General features: G+C 71.5%; 22 protein-coding genes and 1 tRNA gene. 21 read left to right on the top strand and 2 right to left on the bottom strand.

From position 1 onward, the window contains the following. Positions 1–19 precede the first annotated feature (19 nt). The 10 genes from ABIA36_RS16890 (at position 20) to ABIA36_RS16845 (ending at position 9533) form a co-directional block, all read left to right on the top strand. Positions 20–95, top strand: a tRNA-Glu gene (locus tag ABIA36_RS16890). 86 nt (positions 96–181) lie between these two features. After that, the gene (locus ABIA36_RS16885; protein WP_369963685.1) at positions 182–985 is read left to right on the top strand and encodes an MBL fold metallo-hydrolase; all 804 of its coding nucleotides are present in this window, start codon (positions 182–184) and stop codon (positions 983–985) included. A gap of 178 nt (positions 986–1163) precedes the next feature. Continuing rightward, positions 1164–2234 carry a TerC family protein gene (locus ABIA36_RS16880; protein WP_369963684.1) on the top strand — a complete coding sequence of 357 codons (1071 nt, stop codon included), beginning with the start codon at positions 1164–1166 and terminating at the stop codon, positions 2232–2234. Beyond that, positions 2231–2971 carry a PP2C family serine/threonine-protein phosphatase gene (locus ABIA36_RS16875; protein WP_369963683.1) on the top strand — a complete coding sequence of 247 codons (741 nt, stop codon included), beginning with the start codon at positions 2231–2233 and terminating at the stop codon, positions 2969–2971. Before ABIA36_RS16880 ends, ABIA36_RS16875 begins: the two co-directional genes overlap by 4 nt. 165 nt (positions 2972–3136) lie before the next feature. After that, positions 3137–4597 (top strand): 3-isopropylmalate dehydratase large subunit, encoded by a 1461-nt coding sequence (gene leuC, locus ABIA36_RS16870; protein ID WP_369963682.1) that lies wholly within the window; start codon positions 3137–3139, stop codon positions 4595–4597. Next, positions 4597–5196 (top strand): 3-isopropylmalate dehydratase small subunit, encoded by a 600-nt coding sequence (leuD, locus tag ABIA36_RS16865; protein ID WP_369963681.1) that lies wholly within the window; start codon positions 4597–4599, stop codon positions 5194–5196. The genes leuC and leuD overlap by 1 nt, the downstream gene beginning before the upstream one ends. Beyond that, a complete protein-coding gene (gene murA, locus ABIA36_RS16860; protein ID WP_369963680.1) occupies positions 5193–6563 on the top strand; it encodes a UDP-N-acetylglucosamine 1-carboxyvinyltransferase in 1371 nt (456 codons plus the stop codon). The genes leuD and murA overlap by 4 nt, the downstream gene beginning before the upstream one ends. Before the next feature lie 40 nt (positions 6564–6603). Beyond that, a complete protein-coding gene (locus tag ABIA36_RS16855; protein ID WP_369963679.1) occupies positions 6604–7392 on the top strand; it encodes a lysophospholipid acyltransferase family protein in 789 nt (262 codons plus the stop codon). Then, on the top strand, positions 7385–8542 hold the full coding sequence (locus tag ABIA36_RS16850; protein WP_369963678.1) for an NAD(P)H-dependent glycerol-3-phosphate dehydrogenase: 1158 nt from the start codon (positions 7385–7387) through the stop codon (positions 8540–8542). Before ABIA36_RS16855 ends, ABIA36_RS16850 begins: the two co-directional genes overlap by 8 nt. After that, the gene (locus ABIA36_RS16845) at positions 8439–9533 is read left to right on the top strand and encodes a D-alanine--D-alanine ligase family protein (protein WP_369963677.1); all 1095 of its coding nucleotides are present in this window, start codon (positions 8439–8441) and stop codon (positions 9531–9533) included. Before ABIA36_RS16850 ends, ABIA36_RS16845 begins: the two co-directional genes overlap by 104 nt. A 33-nt stretch (positions 9534–9566) precedes the next feature. On the opposite strand, the gene ABIA36_RS16840 is transcribed toward ABIA36_RS16845, so the two are convergent. Next, a complete protein-coding gene (locus tag ABIA36_RS16840; protein WP_369963676.1) occupies positions 9567–10088 on the bottom strand; it encodes a DUF3515 family protein in 522 nt (173 codons plus the stop codon). Positions 10089–10114: 26 nt separating this feature from the next. Here ABIA36_RS16840 and thiL point away from each other — a divergent pair, with 26 nt between their 5' ends. Then, positions 10115–11110 (top strand): thiamine-phosphate kinase, encoded by a 996-nt coding sequence (gene thiL / locus ABIA36_RS16835; RefSeq protein ID WP_369963675.1) that lies wholly within the window; start codon positions 10115–10117, stop codon positions 11108–11110. A gap of 70 nt (positions 11111–11180) precedes the next feature. On the opposite strand, the gene ABIA36_RS16830 is transcribed toward thiL, so the two are convergent. After that, positions 11181–11756, bottom strand: a complete 576-nt coding sequence (locus tag ABIA36_RS16830) for an RsmD family RNA methyltransferase (RefSeq protein ID WP_369963674.1) — start codon at positions 11754–11756, stop codon at positions 11181–11183. A gap of 48 nt (positions 11757–11804) precedes the next feature. Between ABIA36_RS16830 and ABIA36_RS16825 the strand changes: the two genes are divergently transcribed. The 10 genes from ABIA36_RS16825 (at position 11805) to mutM (ending at position 22670) form a co-directional block, all read left to right on the top strand. Next, a complete protein-coding gene (locus ABIA36_RS16825; RefSeq protein WP_369963673.1) occupies positions 11805–12578 on the top strand; it encodes a tetratricopeptide repeat protein in 774 nt (257 codons plus the stop codon). Next, positions 12575–14782 carry an ATP-dependent DNA helicase RecG gene (locus tag ABIA36_RS16820; protein ID WP_369963672.1) on the top strand — a complete coding sequence of 736 codons (2208 nt, stop codon included), beginning with the start codon at positions 12575–12577 and terminating at the stop codon, positions 14780–14782. Before ABIA36_RS16825 ends, ABIA36_RS16820 begins: the two co-directional genes overlap by 4 nt. Before the next feature lie 136 nt (positions 14783–14918). Beyond that, on the top strand, positions 14919–15401 hold the full coding sequence (gene coaD, locus ABIA36_RS16815; protein ID WP_369963671.1) for a pantetheine-phosphate adenylyltransferase: 483 nt from the start codon (positions 14919–14921) through the stop codon (positions 15399–15401). 13 nt (positions 15402–15414) lie between these two features. Then, positions 15415–16593, top strand: a complete 1179-nt coding sequence (locus ABIA36_RS16810; protein ID WP_369963670.1) for an AAA family ATPase — start codon at positions 15415–15417, stop codon at positions 16591–16593. Positions 16594–16596: 3 nt separating this feature from the next. Next, the gene (locus tag ABIA36_RS16805) at positions 16597–17952 is read left to right on the top strand and encodes a DUF58 domain-containing protein (protein WP_369963669.1); all 1356 of its coding nucleotides are present in this window, start codon (positions 16597–16599) and stop codon (positions 17950–17952) included. Further along, the gene (locus ABIA36_RS16800; protein ID WP_369963668.1) at positions 17945–20209 is read left to right on the top strand and encodes a transglutaminaseTgpA domain-containing protein; all 2265 of its coding nucleotides are present in this window, start codon (positions 17945–17947) and stop codon (positions 20207–20209) included. Before ABIA36_RS16805 ends, ABIA36_RS16800 begins: the two co-directional genes overlap by 8 nt. Before the next feature lie 77 nt (positions 20210–20286). Then, positions 20287–20793, top strand: coding sequence for a DUF177 domain-containing protein (locus ABIA36_RS16795; protein WP_369963776.1), 507 nt, complete (start codon positions 20287–20289; stop codon positions 20791–20793). A 2-nt stretch (positions 20794–20795) separates the two neighbouring features. Then, positions 20796–20999 carry a 50S ribosomal protein L32 gene (gene rpmF / locus ABIA36_RS16790; protein ID WP_055919953.1) on the top strand — a complete coding sequence of 68 codons (204 nt, stop codon included), beginning with the start codon at positions 20796–20798 and terminating at the stop codon, positions 20997–20999. Between the two features lie 56 nt (positions 21000–21055). After that, positions 21056–21769 carry a ribonuclease III gene (gene rnc, locus ABIA36_RS16785; RefSeq protein ID WP_369963667.1) on the top strand — a complete coding sequence of 238 codons (714 nt, stop codon included), beginning with the start codon at positions 21056–21058 and terminating at the stop codon, positions 21767–21769. Continuing rightward, entirely contained in the window at positions 21747–22670 is a 924-nt protein-coding gene (gene mutM / locus ABIA36_RS16780; protein WP_369963666.1) for a bifunctional DNA-formamidopyrimidine glycosylase/DNA-(apurinic or apyrimidinic site) lyase, read from the top strand. The genes rnc and mutM overlap by 23 nt, the downstream gene beginning before the upstream one ends. Positions 22671–22706: the final 36 nt, after the last annotated feature.

Below are 22706 nucleotides of genomic sequence, written 5' to 3'. Positions count from 1 at the left end.
ATCAATGAGTTGCAAAAACGGCCCCATCGTTTAGCGGCCTAGGACGTCGCCCTCTCACGGCGGTAACGCGGGTTCAAATCCCGCTGGGGTCACCAACCACGAAAACCCTCCCGGACACTCGTCCGGGAGGGTTTTCTGCTTCCCCTCTGTGCTGGCCACCACCTCTGCTAGCGTCGCCACCATGCTGAGACCGGTCGCCGAGGGCGTGCGCGTCCACGAGAGCGAGTTCTGCCAGACCAACACCGTCGTGGTCGACGGCACCGCGGGTGCACTACTGGTCGATCCCGGGATCCTGGACGAGGAACTGAGCGCCATCGCGGCGGACCTGCGCGCGTCGAGCACGCTGGTCGCCGCCGGGTTCGCCACCCACCCGCACTGGGATCACGTCCTCTGGCATCCCGCGTTCGGCACGGCCCCACGCTTCGCGACCGCTCACGCCGCCGGCGCGATCGAGGCGTTCCTCGCCGACGAGGCGTGGCGGGAACGCTTGGCCCCCATGATCCCCGCCGACATCGCCGAGCGCGTGCCCCTCACGCTGTTCGGCGAGCTCACCGCCCTCCCGGAGGGCGCCGAGTGGATCCCGTGGGACGGGCCGCGCGCCCGGGTGATCGAGCACCGCGCCCACGCGTCCGGCCACGCGGCGCTGCTCGTGGAGGAGAGCGGCGTCCTCGTCGCCGGCGACCTCCTCTCCGACGTGCTGGTGCCGCTGCTCGACCACAGCGCCGCCGACCCGGTCGAGGACTACCTCGCCGCCCTGACGCTCATCGAGAGCATCGCGGACGGGGTCCGGACGGTCGTCCCGGGCCACGGCTCGGTCACGGGACGCGACGGCCTCCGCGAGCGGATCGCTCTCGACCGTGCCTACCTGCTCGCCCTCCGTTCCGGCGAGCACCCGGACGACGACCCGCGGCTCGGCCCGGACGCCGCCTACGACTGGGTGGCCGGCGTGCACGAGCGGCAGGCGGGGCTGCTCGCGCAGCGGTAGCCGCGCACCCCGCCCGACCCGGTAGACTGGATACTCGCGAAGGGGAGTATCCCGAAGAGGCCGGCCGGTCTCGCGCTGTGGACGTCATCACGGTCCGTTCGGACCCGGGCACAGCGGCACGGATGTGCGGGAGAGACTTTCGGGTCCGTCCCGTACGCCCTTCGAAAGGTCCCTTCCCGTGGAACTCGCCCTCCCGCTCTGGTTCGAGGTCGGCAGCTTCGTCGTCCTGCTGCTCGTCCTCGCCTTCGACCTCCTGATCGTCTTCAAGCGGCCGCACATCCCGAGCCCGAAGGAGTCGGCGCTGTGGGTGGCCTTCTACGTCGGGCTCGCGCTCGTCTTCGCGCTGCTCATGCTGCTGATCGGCGACGCCGAGCACGCCGGGCAGTTCCTCGCCGGCTGGCTCACCGAGTACAGCCTGAGCATCGACAACCTGTTCGTCTTCGTGATCATCATGGGGCGGTTCGCGGTGCCCAGGAAGTACCAGCAGGAGGTGCTCATGGTGGGCATCGTCCTGGCGCTGGTCTTCCGCGGGGTGTTCATCGTGCTCGGCGCCGGCCTCATCGCGAGCTTCAGCGCGATCTTCTACCTGTTCGGCGCGTTCCTGCTCTGGACGGCGTTCCATCAGGCGTTCGGGAAGCACGACGACGAGGGCGCGAAGGACAGCCGGCTCATCCGCTTCGCGCGACGCCGGCTCAAGGTCTCCGACCAGTACGAGGGCAACAAGCTGCGCACCACGGTGAACGGCCGGCGGATGTTCACGCCGCTCATCATCGTGTTCCTGGCGCTCGGCACGACCGACCTGCTGTTCGCGCTCGACTCCATCCCGGCGATCTTCGGCATCACCCAGAGCGCGTTCATCGTCTTCACCGCGAACGTTTTCGCCCTGATGGGGTTGCGCCAGCTCTACTTCCTGCTCGGCCACCTGCTGGAGAAACTCGTCTACCTCCGGTACGGGATCGCGTTCATCCTCGCGTTCATCGGAGTCAAGCTGGTCTTCCACGCCATGCACGACAACACGCTGCCGTTCGTCAACGGCGGCAAGCACATCGAGTGGGCGCCCGACATCAGCACCTGGACGTCCCTCGCCGTGATCGTCGGTGCGATGGCGGTCGCGACCGTCGCTAGTCTTGTCAGGCTGCATTCGAGCGGCACCACCGTCGAGGACGCCATCCACGGGGATGACGAACCGGAGACGACGACCGCAGAGGCCGCCCCGGCCGCGACATCCCCGGAGGACCCACGCATATGACTTCCCGCGTCGAGGTGAGCGCCAGAAGCGACACCGGAGCGGTCCGGCAGATCAACGAGGACAGCTACCTCGCGCAGGACCCGGTCTTCGTGGTCGCGGACGGGATGGGCGGTCACGCGCGCGGCGACGTCGCGAGCCGGACCGCCGTCGAGAGCCTCGCCCGCACCCTCCCGGCCGGCACCACGCCGACGCCGGAGGAGGTCATCCGGTCGATCGACGAGGCGAACGCCGCCGTGCGCGCCCTCTCCGACGCCGAGGAGACGGGGGCGGCCGTCGCCGGCACCACGCTGACCGGCGTCGTCCGTGTGCGCGTGCCCGAGCGGGCGGCCGAGGAGTGGATGGTCGTCAACGTCGGCGACTCCCGGGTCTACGGCTGGGACGGCCGCGAACTGACCCGGCTGACCGTCGACCACTCGGCGGTCCAGGAGCTGGTCGACGCCGGCCTCATCAGCCCCGAGCAGGCGGCCGTGCATCCGGAGCGCAACGTGATCACGCGGGCGCTCGGGGCCGAGGACTTCGTGGACGCCGACAGCACGCTGCTCGGCCCGGACGAGTCGCGCACCTTCCTGGTCTGCTCGGACGGCCTGGTCCGCGAGCTGAGCGACGAGACCATCGCGGACATCCTCGCCGGCGACCCCGCCGACCCGGCCGCGGTGCTCGTGGAGGCCGCGCTCGCCGCAGGTGGCCACGACAACGTCACCGTGGTCGTCGTGCGCCCGGCAGCCGGGCGGGACTGAGCGCCGCGAGCCCTCCGCGTAGCCCTCAGGGCGGGTGATAGCCTGAGAAGGTGTTCGCGAGCCTGCTCCTCCTTAGCCGCCGCGGCGAGTCCTAATCCTCAGGCCACCCTCGCCGCGGAGTCCGTCGACGGCTGAACCGTGAACGAAGCTCAAGGAGTACCGAAGATGACGACGCAGCACAGTCCGCTGACGCTGGCAGAGAAAGTGTGGCGAGACCACCTGGTCGTGAAGGGTGAGGACGGCTCGCCCGACCTGATCTACATCGACCTCCACCTGGTCCACGAGGTGACCAGCCCGCAGGCGTTCGACGGCCTGCGCATGGCCGGGCGCCCGGTCCGCCGGCCCGACCTCACGATCGCGACCGAGGATCACAACACCCCGACCATCGGCATCGACCGGCCGATCGCCGACCTGACCAGCCGCACGCAGATCGAGACGCTGCGCCGCAACGCCGAGGAGTTCGGCGTCCGGCTGCACTCGCTGGGCGACATCGAGCAGGGCATCGTGCACGTCGTCGGCCCGCAGCTCGGCCTCACCATGCCGGGCATCACCGTCGTCTGCGGCGACTCGCACACCTCCACGCACGGCGCCTTCGGCGCGATGGCGTTCGGGATCGGCACCAGCGAGGTCGAGCACGTGCTCGCCACGCAGACGCTGCCGCTGAAGCCGTTCAAGACGATGGCCATCACGGTGGAGGGGGAGCTGCGCCCCGGCGTGACGGCGAAGGACATCATCCTCGCGGTCATCGCGAAGATCGGCACCGGCGGCGGCCAGGGCTACGTGCTCGAGTACCGCGGCAGCGCCATCCGCGCGCTCTCCATGGAGGGCCGCATGACGATCTGCAACATGTCGATCGAGGCCGGCGCCCGCGCCGGCATGGTCGCGCCCGACGAGACCACCTACGCCTACCTGAAGGGCCGCCCGCACGCCCCGGAGGGCGCCGACTGGGACGAGGCCGTCGCCTACTGGGACACGCTCGCCACGGACGACGACGCGGTCTTCGACGCCGAGGTCTACCTCGACGCCGCCGAGATCGAGCCGTTCGTGACCTGGGGCACCAACCCCGGCCAGGGCGTCTCGCTGAGCCAGGCCGTTCCCGACCCGGCCGCGATCGCCGAGCCGAACGCCCGCGCCGCCGCCGAGCGCGCGCTGGAGTACATGGACCTCGCTCCCGGCACGCCGATGAAGAGCATCCCGGTCGACGCGGTGTTCATGGGCTCCTGCACCAACAGCCGCATCGAGGACCTCCGGGCCTTCGCCTCCGTCATCAAGGGGCACAAGAAGGCCGACGGCGTGCGCGTCATGGTCGTCCCTGGGAGCGCCCGGGTGCGCATCGAGGCCGAGGCCGAGGGCATCGACAAGATCGTCGAGGAGTTCGGAGCAGAGTGGCGGTTCGCCGGCTGCTCGATGTGCCTCGGCATGAACCCCGACCAGCTCGCGCCGGGGGAGCGCTGCGCCTCCACCTCGAACCGCAACTTCGAGGGCCGGCAGGGCAAGGGCGGCCGCACCCACCTGGTCTCGCCGCTGGTCGCGGCGGCCACCGCCATCCGCGGCACGCTGTCCAGCCCGTGGGACCTGGAGCACGACGAGTCCGATACGAACGCCGGAGAGAAGGTGGGCGCCTGATGGAGAAGTTCGAGACCGTCACCGGTGTGGCCGTGCCGTTCCGCCGTTCCAACGTCGACACCGACCAGATCATCCCTGCGGTTTTCCTCAAGCGGGTCACCAAGACCGGCTTCGACGACGCGCTCTTCCACGAGTGGCGCAAAGATCCTGAGTTCATCCTCAACAAGGAGGCCTACCAGGGCGCGAAAGTGCTCGTGGCCGGCTCCGACTTCGGCACAGGCTCGTCGCGCGAGCACGCCGTCTGGGCGCTGCGCGACTACGGTTTCCAGGTCGTCCTGAGCCCGCGGTTCGCGGACATCTTCCGGGGCAACTCGGGCAAGCAGGGCCTGCTCACGGGCATCATCACGGAGGAGGACGCCGAGCGTCTCTGGGCGGCCATCGAGGCCGAGCCGGGAATATCCGCGACCGTGGACCTGGTTGCCAAGACTGCGACCGTCGGTGAGGTCCAGGTGTCTTTCGACATCGACGACTACACTCGCTGGCGTTTGCTCGAAGGGTTGGACGACATCGCTCTGACCCTGCGCGATGAGGCGCGAATCTCCGAATACGAAGCCGCTCGCGCACGCTGGCGGCCCAAGACACTCCCGGTGAAAATTTGAACTCGCTTCTTCAGGACTCCCAGGCGGCAGGCGCGCACGTCGGTCTCACGGCCGACCGCATCACGATCAACGGCGGTATCCCCCTCAAGGGCCGCATCGAGGTGCGCGGCGCCAAGAACTTCGTCACCAAGGCGATGGTCGCCGCCATCCTGGGCGAGGGCCCGAGCGTGCTGCGGAACGTCCCGAACATCAGCGATGTCCGGGTCGTCCGCGGCCTCCTCGAAGTCCACGGCGTCAAGGTCACCGACGGCGCGGAGGAGGGCGAGCTGCTGCTCGACCCCAGCGCGGTCGAGTCGGCGCACATGGCCGACATCGACGCGCACGCGGGCTCCAGCCGCATCCCGATCCTGTTCTGCGGGCCGCTGCTGCACCGGCTGGGCGAGGCGTTCATCCCCGACCTCGGCGGCTGCCGCATCGGCGACCGTCCGATCGACTACCACCTGGAGGTGCTGCGCAAGTTCGGCGCGGTGGTCGAGAAGCTGCCGACCGGCATCCGGATGACGGCCCCCGAGGGCCTGCACGGCGCCAAGCTCGAGCTCCCGTACCCGAGCGTCGGCGCCACCGAGCAGGTGCTCCTCACGGCCGTCCGCGCCGAGGGCATCACCGAGCTCAAGGGCGCGGCGATCGAGCCCGAGATCATGGACCTGATCAACGTCCTGCAGAAGATGGGCGCGATCATCTCGGTCGACACCGACCGCGTGATCCGCATCGAGGGCGTCGACAAGCTGGTCGGCTACAGCCACACCGCGCTGTTCGACCGCAACGAGGCCGCGAGCTGGGCCGCCGCGGCGCTGGCCACCAACGGCGACATCTACGTCGGCGGCGCGCGCCAGCCCGAGATGCTGACCTTCCTCAACGTCTTCCGCAAGGTCGGCGGCGCGTTCGAGATCCACGACGACGGCATCCGCTTCTTCCACCCGGGCGGCGACCTCAAGCCGGTCGTCATCGAGACCGACGTGCACCCCGGCTTCATGACCGACTGGCAGCAGCCGCTCGTGGTCGCGCTGACCAAGGCTGAGGGCGTGTCGATCGTCCACGAGACCGTGTACGAGCAGCGTTTCGGCTTCACCGACGCGTTGATCGACATGGGCGCGCGGATCCAGGTGCACAAGGAGTGCCTCGGCGGCCACGCCTGCCGGTTCGGCCAGCGCAACTTCAACCACTCCGCGGTCATCATGGGCCCGGTGGAGCTGAAGGGCGCCGACGTGGAGATCCCCGACCTGCGCGGCGGCTTCAGCCACCTCATCGCCGCACTCACGGCGGAGGGTCGCTCGACGGTCAGCAACGTCGGCATCATCAGCCGCGGGTACGAGAAGTTCATCACCAAGCTGGAACTGCTCGGAGCGGACTTCGTCCTCGAGGGGTGAGGCCCGCGATAATGGGATGGTGCCCTCTCCCGATGAACCCGTGAACCCGTCTGCCTCCGCGCCCGCGAGCGACCGCTCGGAGAAGCGGCAGCGCTCCGAGAAGGCCCGGCCCTCGATCTTCTGGGTGCTGGCCGGGCTCGTCATCCCGCCGGCGAGCCTGATCGCCCGGTTCCGCATCGCGGACGGGCAGAAGCTCCCGAAGCACGGCGCCTACATCATCTCGCCCAACCACTACAGCGAGATCGACCCGGTGATGGTGGGCATGGTGGTCTGGAAGCTCGGACGCCTCCCGCGGTTCCTGGCCAAGGAGAGCCTGTTCCGTATCCCCGTCGCCGGCTGGTTCCTGCGCAAGTCCGGGCAGGTCCCGGTGGCGCGCGGCGGGTCCGCCCGCGGCGCGGCCCCGCTCGCGGAGGCGCAGAAGATCGTGGACGACGGCAAGGTCGTCATCATCTACCCGGAGGGTTCGCTCACGCGCGACCCGGACATGTGGCCGATGCGGGGCAAGACGGGAGCTGCGCGGATGGCGCTGGAGCACGACCTCCCGGTCATTCCGATGGCGCACTGGGGCACCCAGCAGGTGATGGCGCGCTACGCCAAGAAGATCAGCTTCTTCCCGCGCAAGACCATCGCCGTCAAGGTCGGCGACCCGGTCGACCTGTCGGCCTTCCGGGGCCGCAGCCTCGACCAGGCCACCCTCACCGAGGCGACCGAGGTCATCATGAACGCGATCACCGCGCTCCTGGAGGATCTGCGCGGCGAGAAGGCGCCGGAGACCCGCTGGGACCCGGCGGCGCACAATCAGAAGGAGACCGGCCGCTTCGATGGCTGACAGGAAAGGCCGGACGGCCGCACGACCGACACCGCCTCCCCGCCGCGTCGCCGTCCTCGGCGCCGGAAGCTGGGGCACCACGTTCGCGAAGATCCTGGCCGACGGCGGCAACGACGTCGTGCTCTGGGCGCGGCGCCCGGAGCTGGCGCGCGAGATCAACGAGGTGAAGCGCAACAGCGACTATCTGGAGGGCATCAACCTCCCGCGCAACCTGCGCGCGACCTCCCACCTCGGCGACGCCATGCGGGATGCCGAGCAGGTCTTCGTGTCGATCCCGAGCCAGACGCTGCGCTCGAACCTGGAGGCGATCGCCCCGAACCTGGGGCCGTCGACCATCGTGGTGAGCCTCATGAAGGGCGTCGAGAAGGGCACCGGCTTGCGGATGAGCGAGGTGATCGCGCAGGGCCTCCCGATCGACGCCGAGCGGATCGCGGTCGCGTCCGGCCCGAACCTGGCGTTGGAGATCGCGCGGGAGCAGCCGACCGCCGCGGTCGTGTCGTCGGAGAGCCTGGAGACCGCCCAGGCGGTGGCGATGGCCGCCACCAACCGCTACTTCCGCAGCTTCGTGAACACCGACGTGATCGGCACGGAGTTCGGCGGTGTGCTCAAGAACCTCATCGCGGTGGCGATCGGCATCGTGGACGGCGTCGGCTACGGCGAGAACACGAAGGCCTCGATCATCACGCGCGGCCTGGTCGAGATGACCGACTTCGCCGTCGCCTACGGGGCGGAGGCCGTGACGCTCTCCGGCCTCGCCGGCCTCGGCGACCTGATCGCCACGTGCGAGTCGTCGCTCAGCCGCAACAACACCGCGGGGCGCCTGCTCGGGCAGGGCTACAGCTTCAACGATGTCGTCAAGCAGATGAACCAGACGGCGGAGGGTCTCGCCTCGGTCGCGCCCATCCTGCGCCTGGCGGAGGAGCGCGGCGTGGAGATGCCGATCGTGCGCCAGGTGAGCCAGGTGCTCGCCGGCACGCTCGACCCCAAGGACATCGCCCCCCATCTGACCACCGACGACGACGAACCACAGGGAGAGAGGACAACGGATGACGGACAAGGTCGCAGTCGCACTTCTGTTTGGAGGTCGCTCAAGCGAGCATTCGATCAGTTGCGCGACGGCGGCGGGAGTGCTGGCGGCGATCGACCGTGAGCGCTACGACGTCATCCCGATCGGCATCACCCACGAGGGTGCTTTCACGCTCCAGCCGGACGACGCGGCGCGCTTCGCGCTGAATGTCGACGTCCTCCCGGAGGTGGAGGACAACGGCTCGCGCATCGTCTGGCCGGAGTCGGCGGCGTCCCGCGAGCTGTCGGTGGTCGCCGCCGACGGCACCCGCTCGTCGCTGGGCACGGTTGATGTCGTGTTCCCGATCCTGCACGGCCCGTGGGGCGAAGACGGCACCGTGCAGGGGATGCTCGAGCTCGTCGGCCTCCCGTACGTCGGCAGCGGCGTGCTCGCGAGCGCACTCGGGATGGACAAGCACTTCACCAAGACCGTGCTGCAGCAGGCGGGCATCCTCGTCGCGCCGTGGCGGACCGTGACCGCGTATCAGTGGGCGACCGACCGGGATGCGGTTCGCCGCGAGGCCGAGCCGCTCGGGCTGCCGGCGTTCGTGAAGCCGGCCCGCGCGGGCTCCAGCGTCGGCGTGTCCAAGGTGACGTCGTGGGACGACCTCGGCGCCGCCGTCGACACCGCCCTCGCCGAGGACGACCGCGTGCTCATCGAGTCGGCGGTGGTCGGCCGCGAGGTGGAGATCGCTGTGCTGGGAGGCCGCCCGGGTGAGCCGGCGCGTGCCTCCGTCGCGGGCGAGATCGTCATCACCGGGCGCGACTTCTACGACTTCGCGGCCAAGTACCTGGACGCGCCGGGCATCGACCTGGTCTGCCCGGCCGACCTCACCGACGCGGAGCTCGCCGCGATGCGCGACCTGGGCGTGCGGGCGTTCGACGCGATCGGCGCGGAGGGACTGTCCCGGGTGGACTTCTTCCTCACCGCCGACGGCTTCGTGGTGAACGAGATCAACACGATGCCGGGCTTCACGCCGATCTCGATGTTCCCGCGCTGCTGGCAGGAGTCGGGGCTGGCCTATCCCGCCCTTATCACCGAGCTCCTCGAGGTCGCCCTGGCGCGAGCGGCGTAGCCCCAGAACGTTCGTGCCGGGCGTGCGCCTGCGTCAGCGCGAGGGCGAAGGCGACGGCGTGGGCGTCGCCGTCGGCGGCGTGAGGGTCGTGTCGAGCGTGGAGAGGCACTTCTGTGTCTGCTTGATGGTCGAGATGGCCGAGGCGAACTCGGGCAGCACGGCGGCGTCGGAGGCTCCGGAGACGTGGTCGATGATGACCTCCGTCGCCGGCGTGCGGCCGAAGGTCTGGTAGACGACCTGCTTGGCGGCGGGGTCGGACATCAGCACCCAGTCCACGCCGCTGACGTCGACGCACGGCTTGGTCGTCGGACCGATCGGCGGCACGCCGCAGCGCAGCAGCACGGCGGCCGGGTCGCCCCAGGCGCCGGTGGCCTGCGCGTCCGTCTCGCGGCGGTTCTTGTCGGCGACCGAGTCGGGCAGGCGCACCGAGATCTCCGCGCAGCCGGGGTTGTTCGCGTCCGCTGCGGGGTCGAGGGTCACCGTGGGCGCGCACCCGGCGAGCGCGAGGGTGGCGGCGGCGAGCACGAGGGCGAGGGCGGAGCGGCGAGCGGACATCAGGATTCAGGCTACCGTTGTGAGTCATGGTGGATTCTGGGAGCGCGGCCGACACCGTCGCGGGCGCGTCGGAGCGCGAGGCACTGAAGCGCATCTTCCCGCGGCTGCCGGAGTCGTCGGCGACGATCGTCGGCCCCGGCGACGACGCCGCGGTGCTCGCGGCCCCGGACGGCCGGTTCGTGGTGACCACGGACATGATGGTGCACGGCCCCGACTTCCGGCTGGCCTGGTCGTCCCCGGAGGACCTGGGCTGGAAGGCCGCGGCGACCAACCTGTCCGACGTGGCGGCGATGGGGGCGGTGCCGACGGCGCTCGTGGTCGCGATCGCCGCGCCGCAGACCCTCCCGGTGTCCGCCCTGGAGCACATCGCGGACGGCTTCCGCGCGGCCTGTGCCGAGCTGGCGCCGGGCTGCGGCGTGGTCGGCGGAGACCTGTCGGCCTCCGACACGCTGACGCTCGCGGTGACGGCCTTCGGCGACCTGCAGGGGCGTGCCCCGGTGCTGCGGAGCGGCGCGCGTCCGGGCGACGTCGTCGCCGTGTCCGGGAGCCTCGGTGCGGCAGCGGCAGGGCTCCGGCTGCTTTTCGCGGAGGCCGTGGACGTGGACGGCGTCCCGGACCGCGAGCGGTTCGCGGCGGTCGCGGCCCGGCATCCCGAACTGGTCGGCGCCCAGTTGCGGCCTCGGCCCCCCGTGGCGGACGGCCCGCTCGCCGCCGATGCGGGCGCCACCGCGATGCTCGACCTCAGCGACGGCCTCGCCCTCGACGCCCGCCGCGTCGCCGAGGCGAGCGGCGTCGCGATCGACCTCGACCACGTCGCTCTCGGGGATGACCCGCTGACCGCCTTGACCGGGGGAGAGGACCACGGCCTCCTCGCCTGCTTCCCGCCCGGCACCGCGCTGCCCGGCGGCTTCCGCCTCGTCGGCACGGTCCGCGAAGGCGCGGGCCTCCTGGTCGACGGCCACCCCTTCGACGAGCGCGGCGGCTGGGACCCGTACCTGGAGTGGGACGGGCACGTCGGCTGACGCGCAACCACCTGACAGGACACGCCGTCTGCCGACCGGGCGAGACGGCGTGTTCTGCCAGGTCGAGGGGTCAGGCCGGCACGAGGTAGTGGACGGCCGTCTCGCCGTAGGCGCGCGTGCGGTCGAGGACGAGACCGTCAGGGAGGCTCGGCGCGCCGTCGCGCGTGCTGCGCTCGACGCACACCAGCGCGTCCTCGGTCAGGAGCGGCACCACCCCGGTCAGCACCGCGAGCAGGTCGGCGTCCGGGAGGTCGTAGGGCGCGTCCACGAACACCAGGTCGAAGCGCGCAGCCGACGATCCGGCCGAGGCCAGGTACGGGAGCACCGCCGTGGCCCGCACGTCCACCTCGGGCCGGTGGTCCTTCGGCGCCGCGCGCACGACGGCCTCCGCGTTCCGCCGGCAGATCGCCGCGGCGGCCGCCGCCTTCTCCACCAGCAGCACCCGGGAGGCTCCCCGGCTGGCGGCCTCCAGCCCGAGCGCTCCCGATCCGGCGAACAGATCGAGCACGTGCGCCCCGCGGACGGCGTCGCGCGCGTCCAGCCCGGAGAAGACCGCCTCGCGCACGCGGTCGCTGGTCGGTCGCGTGCCGCTCTTGGGCACCTGGAGCGTCAGCGAGCCGGCGAAACCGGAGACGATTCGGGTCATAGCCCTCCGAGCCTAGCGGTGCCGCCGCGCCGACAGCAGAATAGGAGGATGGACGAACGCCTCCAGCAGGCGGAACTCGACGCCCTATGGCGGTATGACGACCCGATCGCCTCCGCCGAACGCTTCGCGATCGCTGCCGCCGAACCCGACCGCCCCGAACTGGTGCGCGCCGAGCTGGAGACCCAGCGCGCCCGCGCGCTGGGCCTGCAGGGCCGGTTCGCCGAGGCGGACGGCCTGCTCGACTCCCTGGAGCCGGCGGTGGACACGCTCGCCGTGCGCATCCTGCTGGAGCGCGGCCGGCTCCGGAACACCGAGGGCCGGCGGTCGGAGGCCATCCCGCTGTTCGAGAGCGCCCTGCTGGCCGCGCGGCGCGACGACGACACGTTCCTCGCGGTCGACGCCGCCCACATGCTCGCCCTCGCCGACCCCGCCCGTTCGGAGCAGTGGACGGAGGAGGGGCTCGCCGATCTCGCGAACGCCACCGACCCGCGCACGCTGCGCTGGGCCGTCGCCCTGCACAACAACCGCGGCTGGGCGCTCTTCGACGCCGGCCGCGCGCAGGAGGCGCTCGGCTCGTTCGAGGCGGCTCTGGAGGCCGCTGAGCGCTACGGCACGCTCGACCAGCAGTTCGCCGCACGCTGGTCGCTCGCCCGCTGCCTGCGCGAGGTCGGTCGCTGGCAGGAGGCCTTCGACATCCAGGCCAGGCTCGCGGCCGAACGCCCCGGGGAGAGCGACGTGGCGGACGAGCTGACGGCACTCGCCGACGTCGAGGCGCACGCGCGCGACGCGGCGACGGAGGCGGCCCCTACGATCGAACCATGACCTCCAGCACCGCCCCGGCCTCCGACGGCTCCGTCGCGCTCGAGACCCGGCTGACCGGTGTGCTGGGCGGGCGCACGGCCTCGGCGTTCGAGAAGGCGTTCGGGATGCGCACCGTCGCCGACCTGCTCGCCCACTACCCGCGCCGGTACGCGTCGCGCGGTGAGCTGACCGCGCTGGCGAACCTGCCGCTGGACGAGCATGTCACGATCGTCGCCGAGGTGCTGCGCGTGCAGGAGCGCCCGATGCGGGCCAGGCGCGGCTCCATCCTGGAGGTGAAGATCTCCGACGGCGAGGGCATCCTGACGCTCACCTTCTTCAACCAGGCCTGGCGTTCCAAGGAGCTCGCGCCGGGGGTGCGGGGCATCTTCGCCGGCAAGGTGTCCGCCTACCGGGGCGCCCTCCAGCTCGCCCACCCCGACTACGAGCTGTTCGCCGACGACGCCGAGAACGCCGTGGCCCCCGGCAGCGCCGCGGCCAAGGAGTGGGCGCAGACCCCGATCCCCATCTACCCGGCGACCGGCACGGTGGCGAGCTGGCAGGTGCAGAAGGCCGTCGGGCTGGCGCTCGACGCGCTCGGGCCGTGCCCCGACCCGGTGCCGAAAGCGGTCGCGGCCGAGCGCGGGCTGCTGCCGTTCCGCGAGGCGCTGGAGGGCATCCACCGGCCGCAGAAGAACGCCGAGTGGCAGCGGGCCCGCGACGCCCTCCGCTTCCAGGAGGCGTTCGTGCTGCAGGCCGCCCTCCTGCAGCAGCGCGCGGAGGCCCGCTCGGTCGCCGCGACCCCGCGGCAGGCGACGCCGGGAGGCCTCCTGGAGCGCTTCGACGCCATCCTGCCGTTCACCCTGACCGGCGACCAGGCGGACGTCGGACGCGAGATCGCGCAGGACCTCGGCTCGGCCGAGCCCATGCACCGGCTGGTGCAGGGCGAGGTCGGCTCGGGCAAGACCCTGGTCGCGCTGCGGGCGATGCTCGCCGTGGCGGACAGCGGCGGCCAGTCCGCGCTGCTCGCGCCGACGGAGGTGCTCGCCGCCCAGCACCTGCGCTCCATCGCCGACATGCTCGGCCCCGACCTGTCCGCCGAGCTGATGCCGACGCTGCTCACCGGCCAGCTCTCGACCGCCGAGCGCAAGCGGGCGCTGCTGCGCACGGTGAGCGGGCAGTCGCGCATCGTGGTCGGCACGCACGCCTTGCTCGGCGACGCGGTCACGTTCTTCGACCTCGGCCTGGTCGTCGTCGATGAGCAGCACCGCTTCGGCGTCGAGCAGCGGGAGGCGCTGCGCGCGAAGGGCGGGACGCCCCCGCACGTGCTGGTGCTCACGGCGACGCCGATCCCGCGCACGGTGGCGATGACGGTGTTCGGCGACCTGGAGGTCTCCACCATCGCGCAGCTCCCGGCCGGCCGCCAGGGGATCGAGAGCTTCGTGGTCCCGCTCGCCGACCGGCCGGGCTGGGAGCGCCGCATCTGGGAGCGCGCGTCGGAGGAGATCGGCCGCGGCCGTCAGGTGTTCGTGGTGTGCCCGGCGATCAGCGTCAAGGAGGCCGAGGACGACGGCGAGGAGGCGCCGGCCCCCGACGAGGACGCGGGGCCGCCGCGCCCCACCGCCAACGTCGAGTCGGTCGCCGCCCAGGTGCGCGCCGACCCGCTGTTCGCGCAGTCGCGCGTCGGCGTGCTGCACGGGAGGTTGTCCTCCGACGAGAAGGACACCGTCATGCGCGCCTTCGCCGCCGGCGAGCTCGACCTCCTGATCGCCACGACCGTGATCGAGGTCGGCGTCAACGTGCCGAATGCGTCGGCCATGATCGTGCTCGACGCCGACCGGTTCGGAGTCTCGCAGCTCCACCAGCTCCGCGGCCGGGTGGGTCGAGGCGACATCCCGGGTCTCTGCCTGCTCGTCACCTACGCCGAGGAGGGATCGCTGGCCCGCGAGCGGGTCGACGCGGTCGCGGCGACGCTCGACGGCTTCGAGCTCGCCAACGTCGACCTCGAGCTGCGCCGCGAGGGCGACGTGCTCGGCAGCCGCCAGTCGGGCGGCCGGTCCTCGCTGAAGCTGCTGCGGGTGGTGTCCGACGGCGAGCTCATCTCGGAGGCGCGCGTGGCGGCCGCCGAGACCCTGGACGACGGCGGCCTCGCCGCCCATCCCGCCCTCGCCGCGGCGCTCGCCCGGCGCCTCGACGAGTCGGAGCGGGCCTTCCTCGGCAAATCCTGACGGCCGCGCCCGGACCTTCGTGACGAAGGTCGACTCCGGCAGCGCTTTTCGCGACATTCGTCACGAATGTGCGGCAGCGGCGGAGATAACGGATTCACAACGAATAGCCGGGTACCGCGTAATAGTCTGGTCCCCTATGAACAGGATCGCTGTAGTCCCTGGATCGTTCGACCCGGTCACTCTCGGACATCTCGATGTCATCGAGCGGGCCGCTCGGCTGTGGGACGAGGTCCACGTGCTGGTGGTGCACAACCCGGACAAGTCGGCCCTGCTGCCCATCGCGCAGCGCGTGGCGCTGATCGAGCGCTCGATCGAGGACGCCGGCATCGGGGGCCGGATCGTGGTGGCCTCCTGGTCGGTCGGCCTGCTGGTCGACTACTGCACCGATGTCGGCGCCGACGTGCTGGTCAAGGGCATCCGCTCCCAGGTCGACGTCGCCTACGAGACCCCGATGGCGATCGTGAACCGCCACCTCGCCGACGTCGAGACGGTCTTCCTCCTTCCCGATCCGGCGAACGCGCATGTGTCGAGCTCGCTCGTGCGCCAGGTCGCCAACCTCGGCGGGGACGTGAGCCCCTACGTGCCCCCCGCCGTATCGGAACTGCTGTCAACCACATGACCCGGGTGGAGAGATGAACAGTTACGCGACGCGCCAGCCCACGGAGTCCTCCGTCGCACCGGAGGAGGTGGGTCTGCCCGCCCCGGGCATGGACCTGGACGAGCTGAGGCGCGCCGCGGAGCAGATCACCGCCAATGTGGAGTCCGTCATCGACGGCAAGCACGAGGCGGTGCAGACGGCCCTGGTGGTCCTGCTCGCCGAGGGACACCTCCTGATCGAGGACGTGCCGGGCGTCGGCAAGACCATGCTCGCAAAGTCCCTGGCGAAGTCGGTGGACTGCTCGGTCAGCCGCATCCAGTTCACCCCGGACCTGCTGCCCAGCGACGTCACCGGCGTCTCGGTCTACAACCAGGCGGAGCGCCGCTTCGAGTTCAAGCCCGGCGCGGTGTTCGCGAACATCGTCATCGGCGACGAGATCAACCGGGCCAGTCCGAAGACGCAATCGGCCCTCCTGGAGTGCATGGAGGAGCGCCAGGTGACGGTCGACGGCTCGACCTATCCGCTGGCGGCGCCGTTCATCGTCGTGGCGACCCAGAACCCGGTCGAGATGGAGGGCACCTACGCGCTCCCGGAGGCGCAGCGCGACCGGTTCATGGCCCGCATCGCGATGGGCTATCCGGACGAGGAGTCCGAGCTCGCCATGCTGACCACGCGCGACACCTCCAGCCCGCTGTCCCGGATCGGACCCGTGGTCACGTCCGAGGAGCTGCGCTCGATGATGACAACAGCGCGAGCGGTGTTCGCGTCCTCGCCGGTGAAGCAGTATGCGGTCGACCTCGTGCGCGCGACGCGCGAGGACCGCGATCTGCGGCTCGGCGGGAGCCCGCGCGCCACACTCCAGCTCGTCCGGGCGGCGAAGGCCATGGCGGCGCTCGACGGCCGGGACTTCGTGCTGCCCGATGACATCGACGCTCTGGCGGTCCCGGTGCTCGGCCACCGGCTGCTGCCGACCAGCCGTGCGCTCGGCCACCACCACGAGAGCGCGCCGGTCATCGCGGACATCGTCCGCCGCATCGTCGCGGCCACGCCCGTGCCGGTCGGCTCCGGCGCGATCGGCGGTGCGAGCGACTCGGCGCGGACAGCCGCAGGGACGAACGCAGGGACGAGCGCGGGGAACAGCGCAGGGAGCGGGCCGGCGGCGTCCGGCAGAGGCCGGGCCGCCACCGGAGCCGCGCGCACAGGCGGGGAGTAGGCCGTGGCAGGGCGCGGGGGGCCGTCGCCCCTGAAGAAACCGCGCCCCACCGCGCGCGGCTGGACCTTCGGCGCCGTCGGCGTCGTCGCGCTGGCCGCCTCCGCGTTCTTCGGCCGCACCGACGTGCTCTTCGTCGGCGTCTTCCTCACCGTGCTGCCGCTGGCGGCCATGATCTCGGTCACCCTCGACCGCCCGCGGCTGACCGTGGCCCGCAGCTTCCATCCCGACGTCGTCGCTGTGGGGGAGCAGGCGACCATCGTCACGACCGCGCGCAACCAGGCCGCCCGGCCGAGCCCGCCCGCCCGCTGGCGCGAGTACGCGCCTGTCGGCGTCGAGGTGCAGGCCTCCGCGTCGTTCCCACGCTTGGCCGCCCACCAGGTGAACGTCACCCACGGCCGCGACACGGTGGTGCTGCGGCAGGATGTCGTCGCCTTCCGGCGCGGGTCGCATCCGGTGGGCCCGCTCATCGTGAGCCGCACCGACCCGTTCGGCGTCGCCTATGCGGAGTACGCGGTCGGACAGCCGCGGCAGTTGCTGGTGACGCCGCGCGTGGTGCCGCTCTCGAGCGGCGAGCTGGATGTGGCGCACAGCGAAGGCGCCGAGCACGAGCTGCAGCGGCACAGCATCCCGAGCGCCGACGAGCTGATCGCGCGCGAGTACCGGCCGGGCGACCCGCTGCGCCGTGTGCACTGGCGGGCGACGGCGCGGCACGACAAGCTGATGGTCCGCCAGGAGGAGCAGCGCAGCAACCCGGAGGCCTGGATCCTGATGGACACGCGCCCGGCCCCCCTGCCGCCCGGCACCGTCCGTCCGCCCGTCGCCCGGAGCGCCTACGAGCCGGAGGACGCGCTCTTCGAGACGCTGATGGAGCTGGTCGCCTCGGTGGGTGTGCACCTGCTCGACGAAGGCTTCGTCCTCAGCGTGGTGGAGACCGCCCCCCGGCAGCTCTCCGGCCGCAGCGGAGCCGGCCGGACCGGCACCCTGGGCTCGGTGACGCCCACCTACGACCGCGGGACGGCCGACCGGCTGCTGCTCGCGGACCTGGCCGCGGTCGACGCGTCCGCCGTCCCGCGCGACGACGCGGTCGCCGAGCTGGCCTCCGGCCTCCGCCGCGCCGGACGGGCCGTCCCGCTGTTCGCCGTCCTCCTCGACAGCACGCCAGAGCTCGGCTCGCTCGCGGCGCTCCGCGGGATGGGCGACCCCGCCGTCGCGTTCGTCGGCGAAGGGGCAGCGCCCGACGTGGAGGACGCACTCGGCGACGCCGGCTGGCTCTGCGTCCCGTTCGCCGCCGGCGACGACCCCGCCGAGTGCTGGCAGCGCGCCCTCACCCGGCAGCGGGCGGTGGTCGGTCATGGTTAGCGAGGCCCTCCCGCTGCGCCTGTCCCGCGTCCAGCCGCGGCGGCAGGCCTACTGGCGGATCACCGGAGCGCTGGTGCTGCAGATGCTCGCGCTCAGCTTCGCGCTGGGCGGCCTCATCCAGGGGCCGACCTGGTGGTTCGCGCTCATGCTGACCAGCTCGTTCCTGCTGGTGTGCGGCGCGGGCCTCCGCGCCGCCGGCGTGCACCGCGGACTCGTCCCCGTGCTGGAGCTCGTGCTGGCCGCGGTGGTCATGACGGTGACGTTCGGCAACGGGACCGGGCTGCTCGGCCTCGTCCCGACGCCCGCGACCGTGCAGCGCTGGGGCGTGTATCTGCAGCAGGCGATGCTGTCGATCTACCAGCAGGGCACCCCCGCCGAGAGCCTTCCCGAGTTCATCTTCCTGGTGGTCGCGGGCGCGTGCGTCATCGCGATCATCCTCGACGTCCTGGCCATCGGGATCCGCACCCCGGCCTTCACGGCGCTCGCGGTCGCGGCCGTGCTCGTGGTGCCCGGGGCGCTGCTGGGCGACGGGCTCGACCCCGTCGCTCTGGCGGCGTCGGCCGCGGCCTTCCTCTGGCTGCTGCGCTGCGACGTCCGCACCAGGAGGCCCGCGGCCGGGAGGCCGGCCGCCGCCCTGTCGGTCGGTGCGGCTGCGGTCGTCGTCGCGATGCTGCTGTCCGGGACGGCGCCCGGATTCGACAAGGGCGGGGCGACCTCCTTCACGGCCGGGGGCATCTCGATCGGCGGCACCGTGACGCCGCTGATCGACCTCGGCAAGGACCTCCGGCGTCCCGCCGCCGTGCGCGCGCTGACCTACACGACCACGGCCGCCACCGGCCCGTACCTCAAGCTCGCCTCGCTCGACCAGTTCACGGGCTCGGTCTGGAAGCACCGCGAGCGCGACACCAAGCGGGTGTCCGACGGCGTGGCGGTCGGCCCGGTCCCCGGGCTGGCCGACACGGTCAAGCGGTCCAAGATCACCACGTCGGTGCAGATCGACAACATGACCAGCCGCTGGCTGCCCGTGCCCGCGCCCGTGCAGTCGGTGAAGGGCCTGAACGGCACCTGGTCGTGGGATCCGGACGACCTCACCCTCGGCGGCATCAACGTCACGACGCAGGGTCAGAAGTACACCGCGACGAGCCTCGTGCTCGCTCCGACGGCGGACCAGCTCAAGGCGGCGGGAGGCTTCGTCCCCGCCGACATCCAGCGCGACCTCTTCCTGCCCTCCAACATGCCGACGATCGTCGGGCAGACCGCTTTGGCCGCCACGGCGGGGGCGGTGTCGGAGTATGACAAAGCGGTGGCGCTGCAGGACTACTTCCGCGACAACGGCTTCGTCTACTCGACGCAGACCCCGCTGAAGCAGGGCTACGACGGCGACGGCGCGCAGGTGATCGCGAAGTTCCTGGAGGTCAAGAGCGGGTACTGCGTGCACTTCGCCTCGGCGATGGCGCTGATGGCGCGCACCCTCGGCATCCCTGCCCGGGTGGCGGAGGGCTACCTGCCCGGCACCTCCAGCGGCGGGACGGCGAACAGCCCTGGCACGTACACGGTGACCAGCGACGACCTGCACGCCTGGCCGGAGCTGTACTTCGCCGGCGTCGGCTGGGTGCCGTTCGAGCCGACGGTCGGCCGCGGGACGATCCCGAGCTACACCCGGCCGAACGTCACGCCGGACCAGGCCAACCCGACGACGGCGCCTGGCGCGTCGGCCGCGCCGAAGCGCCTCGTCCCGAGCGACCAGCCGAACGTCGCGGGCGCCGCCGGCACCACGCCGCCGTCGCCGTTGCAGCCGGTGCTCTCCGGGCTCGGTGTCGCTCTGCTGGTGCTCGCGGTGCTCCTGACGCCCGCCGTGCTGCGCCGGATGCGGAGACGGGCGCGGCTGAGACGGCTCTCGGAGTCGTGGGGCGGCGCGCCGATCGTGTGGGACGAGCTGCGCGACACCGCGCGAGACCTGGGCTGGTCGGCGCCGGACACCGAGACGCCGCGCGTGTTCGCCCGCCGCATCGCCGCCGCTGTGGAGGGGACGCCGGGGGAGGAGGCCGTGCTGCGCCTGCTCGACGTGCGCGAGCGCGACGCCTTCGGACCTCCGACCCGCGCCGTCGCCGTCGGCCTCGCCGACGACCTCCACCGGGCGATCGACGCTCTGGAGGGGCAGGCGGGCCGGGCGCTGCGTCTCAAGGCGGCGCTGATTCCTGTGTCGTTGCTGCCAGCCGGCTGGCGGTCGCCTGCGAGCGTCGGTGGGCCCGCGTAAAATAGCCGACCGTGAGCACTTTCAGAAACACCCCGTACACCGTCAGCGTGTACGACCTCATGCGGCGGCCCGGCGAGATGCGGGAGCAGCACATCCGCATCCCGGTGCGCGAGAAGCTGGGCGAAGGGCTGCTGTCCGTTCCCGAGGGCGCGACCATCGATCTCGACCTCCGGCTGGAGTCGATGCACGAGGGGATCCTCGTGACGGGGGAGGCCGAGACCGACGCCACCGGCGTCTGCGGACGGTGCCTGATCGACATCGACCAGCCTGTCGAAGTCGATTTCCAGGAACTTTTCGCGTATCCTTCTACGGAAGCTTTCGATTATGAGGTTCACGACGACCACGTGGATCTTGAACCTCTGATCAGGGATGCGGTAGTGCTCGCACTGCCGTTTCAGCCGGTGTGCCGGCCGGACTGCCCGGGTCTCGATCCAGAGACCGGGGAGAGGCTGGCGGATGTACCGGACCGCAAGCCGAACGAGACCGTCGATCCTCGCTGGTCCGCGCTCGCGGCGTTCCAGGCTTCCGACACCGAGTCCACCAGCAACAACGCCCCGGCCGCCGGGGCTGGAGAAGAGAGATAGTCATGGCCGTTCCGAAGCGGAAGCAGTCTCGCGCAAACACCCACGCCCGCCGTTCGCAGTGGAAGGCCGAGGTCCCCACCCTCGTCAAGTCGATCGAGAACGGCAAGGTCGTCTACAGCCTCCCGCACCGTGCCAAGGTCGTCGAGGACTCCGCGGGCACCGCCCTCTTCATGGAGTACAAGGGCCGCAAGGTCGCCGACGTCTGATTCGGCCGCGCGGCTGAACAGCGCACGAGGCAAACGCAGTAGGGGGAAGCAGGAACGTGGTCGGGGAGAACACTGACCGCTCTGCCCTCATCGAGAAGCTCGGGGTCGACATCGACCCCGAGCTTCTTGTGCTTGCTCTGACCCACCGCTCGTACGCGTACGAGAACGGCGGCATCCCCAACAACGAGCGCCTGGAGTTCCTCGGCGACTCGATCCTCGGGCAGGCCGTCACGGTCAAGCTGTTCCGGGAGAACCCGCACCTCGACGAGGGCGAGCTCGCGAAGCGCCGGGCCAGTCTGGTCAGTTCGGTGGCGCTCGCGGAGGTCGCGCGCAGCATCGGCCTCGGCCAGTACCTGCGGCTCGGCCGCGGCGAGAACCAGAGCGGCGGCCGCGAGAAGGCCTCCATCCTCGCCGACACCGTCGAGGCGCTGATCGGTGCCGCCTACCTCGACGCCGGCGGCGAGGCGGCGACCGCGCTCGTGCTGCGCCTGATCGACCCGCTGCTGGCCGACCCCGACCGGTTCGGGGCGGCGATGGACCCCAAGACCAGCCTCCAGGAGGCGGCTGCCCACCGCGGCGCCGGCCTCCCGGTCTACACGGTGACGAACACCGGCCCTGACCACTCCAAACTCTTCCACGCCACCGTCTCGGTCGGCGACCTCGTCACCGCCACCGGCGAGGGCACGAGCAAGAAGCAGGCCGAGATGGCCGCCGCGCTCAGCGCCTGGACCGAGCTGAACCGCCGCCGTGCCCGAGCTCCCCGAGGTTGAGGTCGTCCGCGCGGGCCTCGCGCCGGCGGTCACGGGGGCGACCATCCTCGGCGTCGAGGTCTTCGAGCCGCGTTCACTGAAACGCCACGACCCGGTCGCCGGCGCGTTCGAGACGCTGCTGACCGGCCGCGTGATGGAGGAGCCCGCCCGCCGCGGCAAGTTCCTCTGGATTCCGCTGCACGGCACACCGCGCCGCGCCATCGTCGCCCACCTCGGGATGAGCGGTCAGATCCTGCTGCGCGAGCCCGGCTGGGACGAGACCGGCCTCCTGCGCATTCGCCTGCACATCGAGACGGCGGCGACACTGCCCGGCGACCGCCGCGAGCTGTGGGTGAACTTCGTGGACCAGCGCATCTTCGGCTCGATGGCGGTGGACACACTCGTCCCGACCGCGGACGGAGCCGCCGCGGGCCTCGGCACGTTCGAACCGCTCATTCCCACCCAGGTCTCCCACATCGCGCGCGACCCGCTCGACCCGGCCTTCGACGACGCCGGCTTCTTCGCCGCGGTCGCCCGCAAGAACAGCGGCATCAAGCGGGTCCTCCTCGACCAGACGGTGATCAGCGGCATCGGCAACATCTACGCGGACGAGGCGCTCTGGGCCGCCCGCATCCACTACGAGCAGCCGGCGTCGACCCTGACGCGGGCGAAGGCCCGCACGCTGCTGGCGGAGGTGCGCCACGTGCTGGAGAAGGCTCTGGCAGAGGGCGGCACGAGCTTCGACGCGCAGTACGTGAACGTCAACGGGAACTCGGGGTACTTCGCCCACAGCCTCAATGTGTACGGGCAGGAGGGGAAGCCGTGCCCACGCTGCGGGACGCCGATCGTGCGGGAGCGGTTCATGAACCGGTCGTCACACTTGTGCCCGCGGTGTCAGCGGGTGCGGGTCCCTCGCCCGTAATTCCGGAACCCCGCCCGCCTCTCCGATCGTTCTCCG

It is taken from the genome of Leifsonia sp. EB34, from assembly GCF_041260585.1.
Classification (GTDB): Bacteria; Actinomycetota; Actinomycetes; order Actinomycetales; family Microbacteriaceae; genus Leifsonia.
Note: the sequence above shows the minus strand (reverse complement) of the source record. Positions and strands in the feature narration are given on the sequence as shown.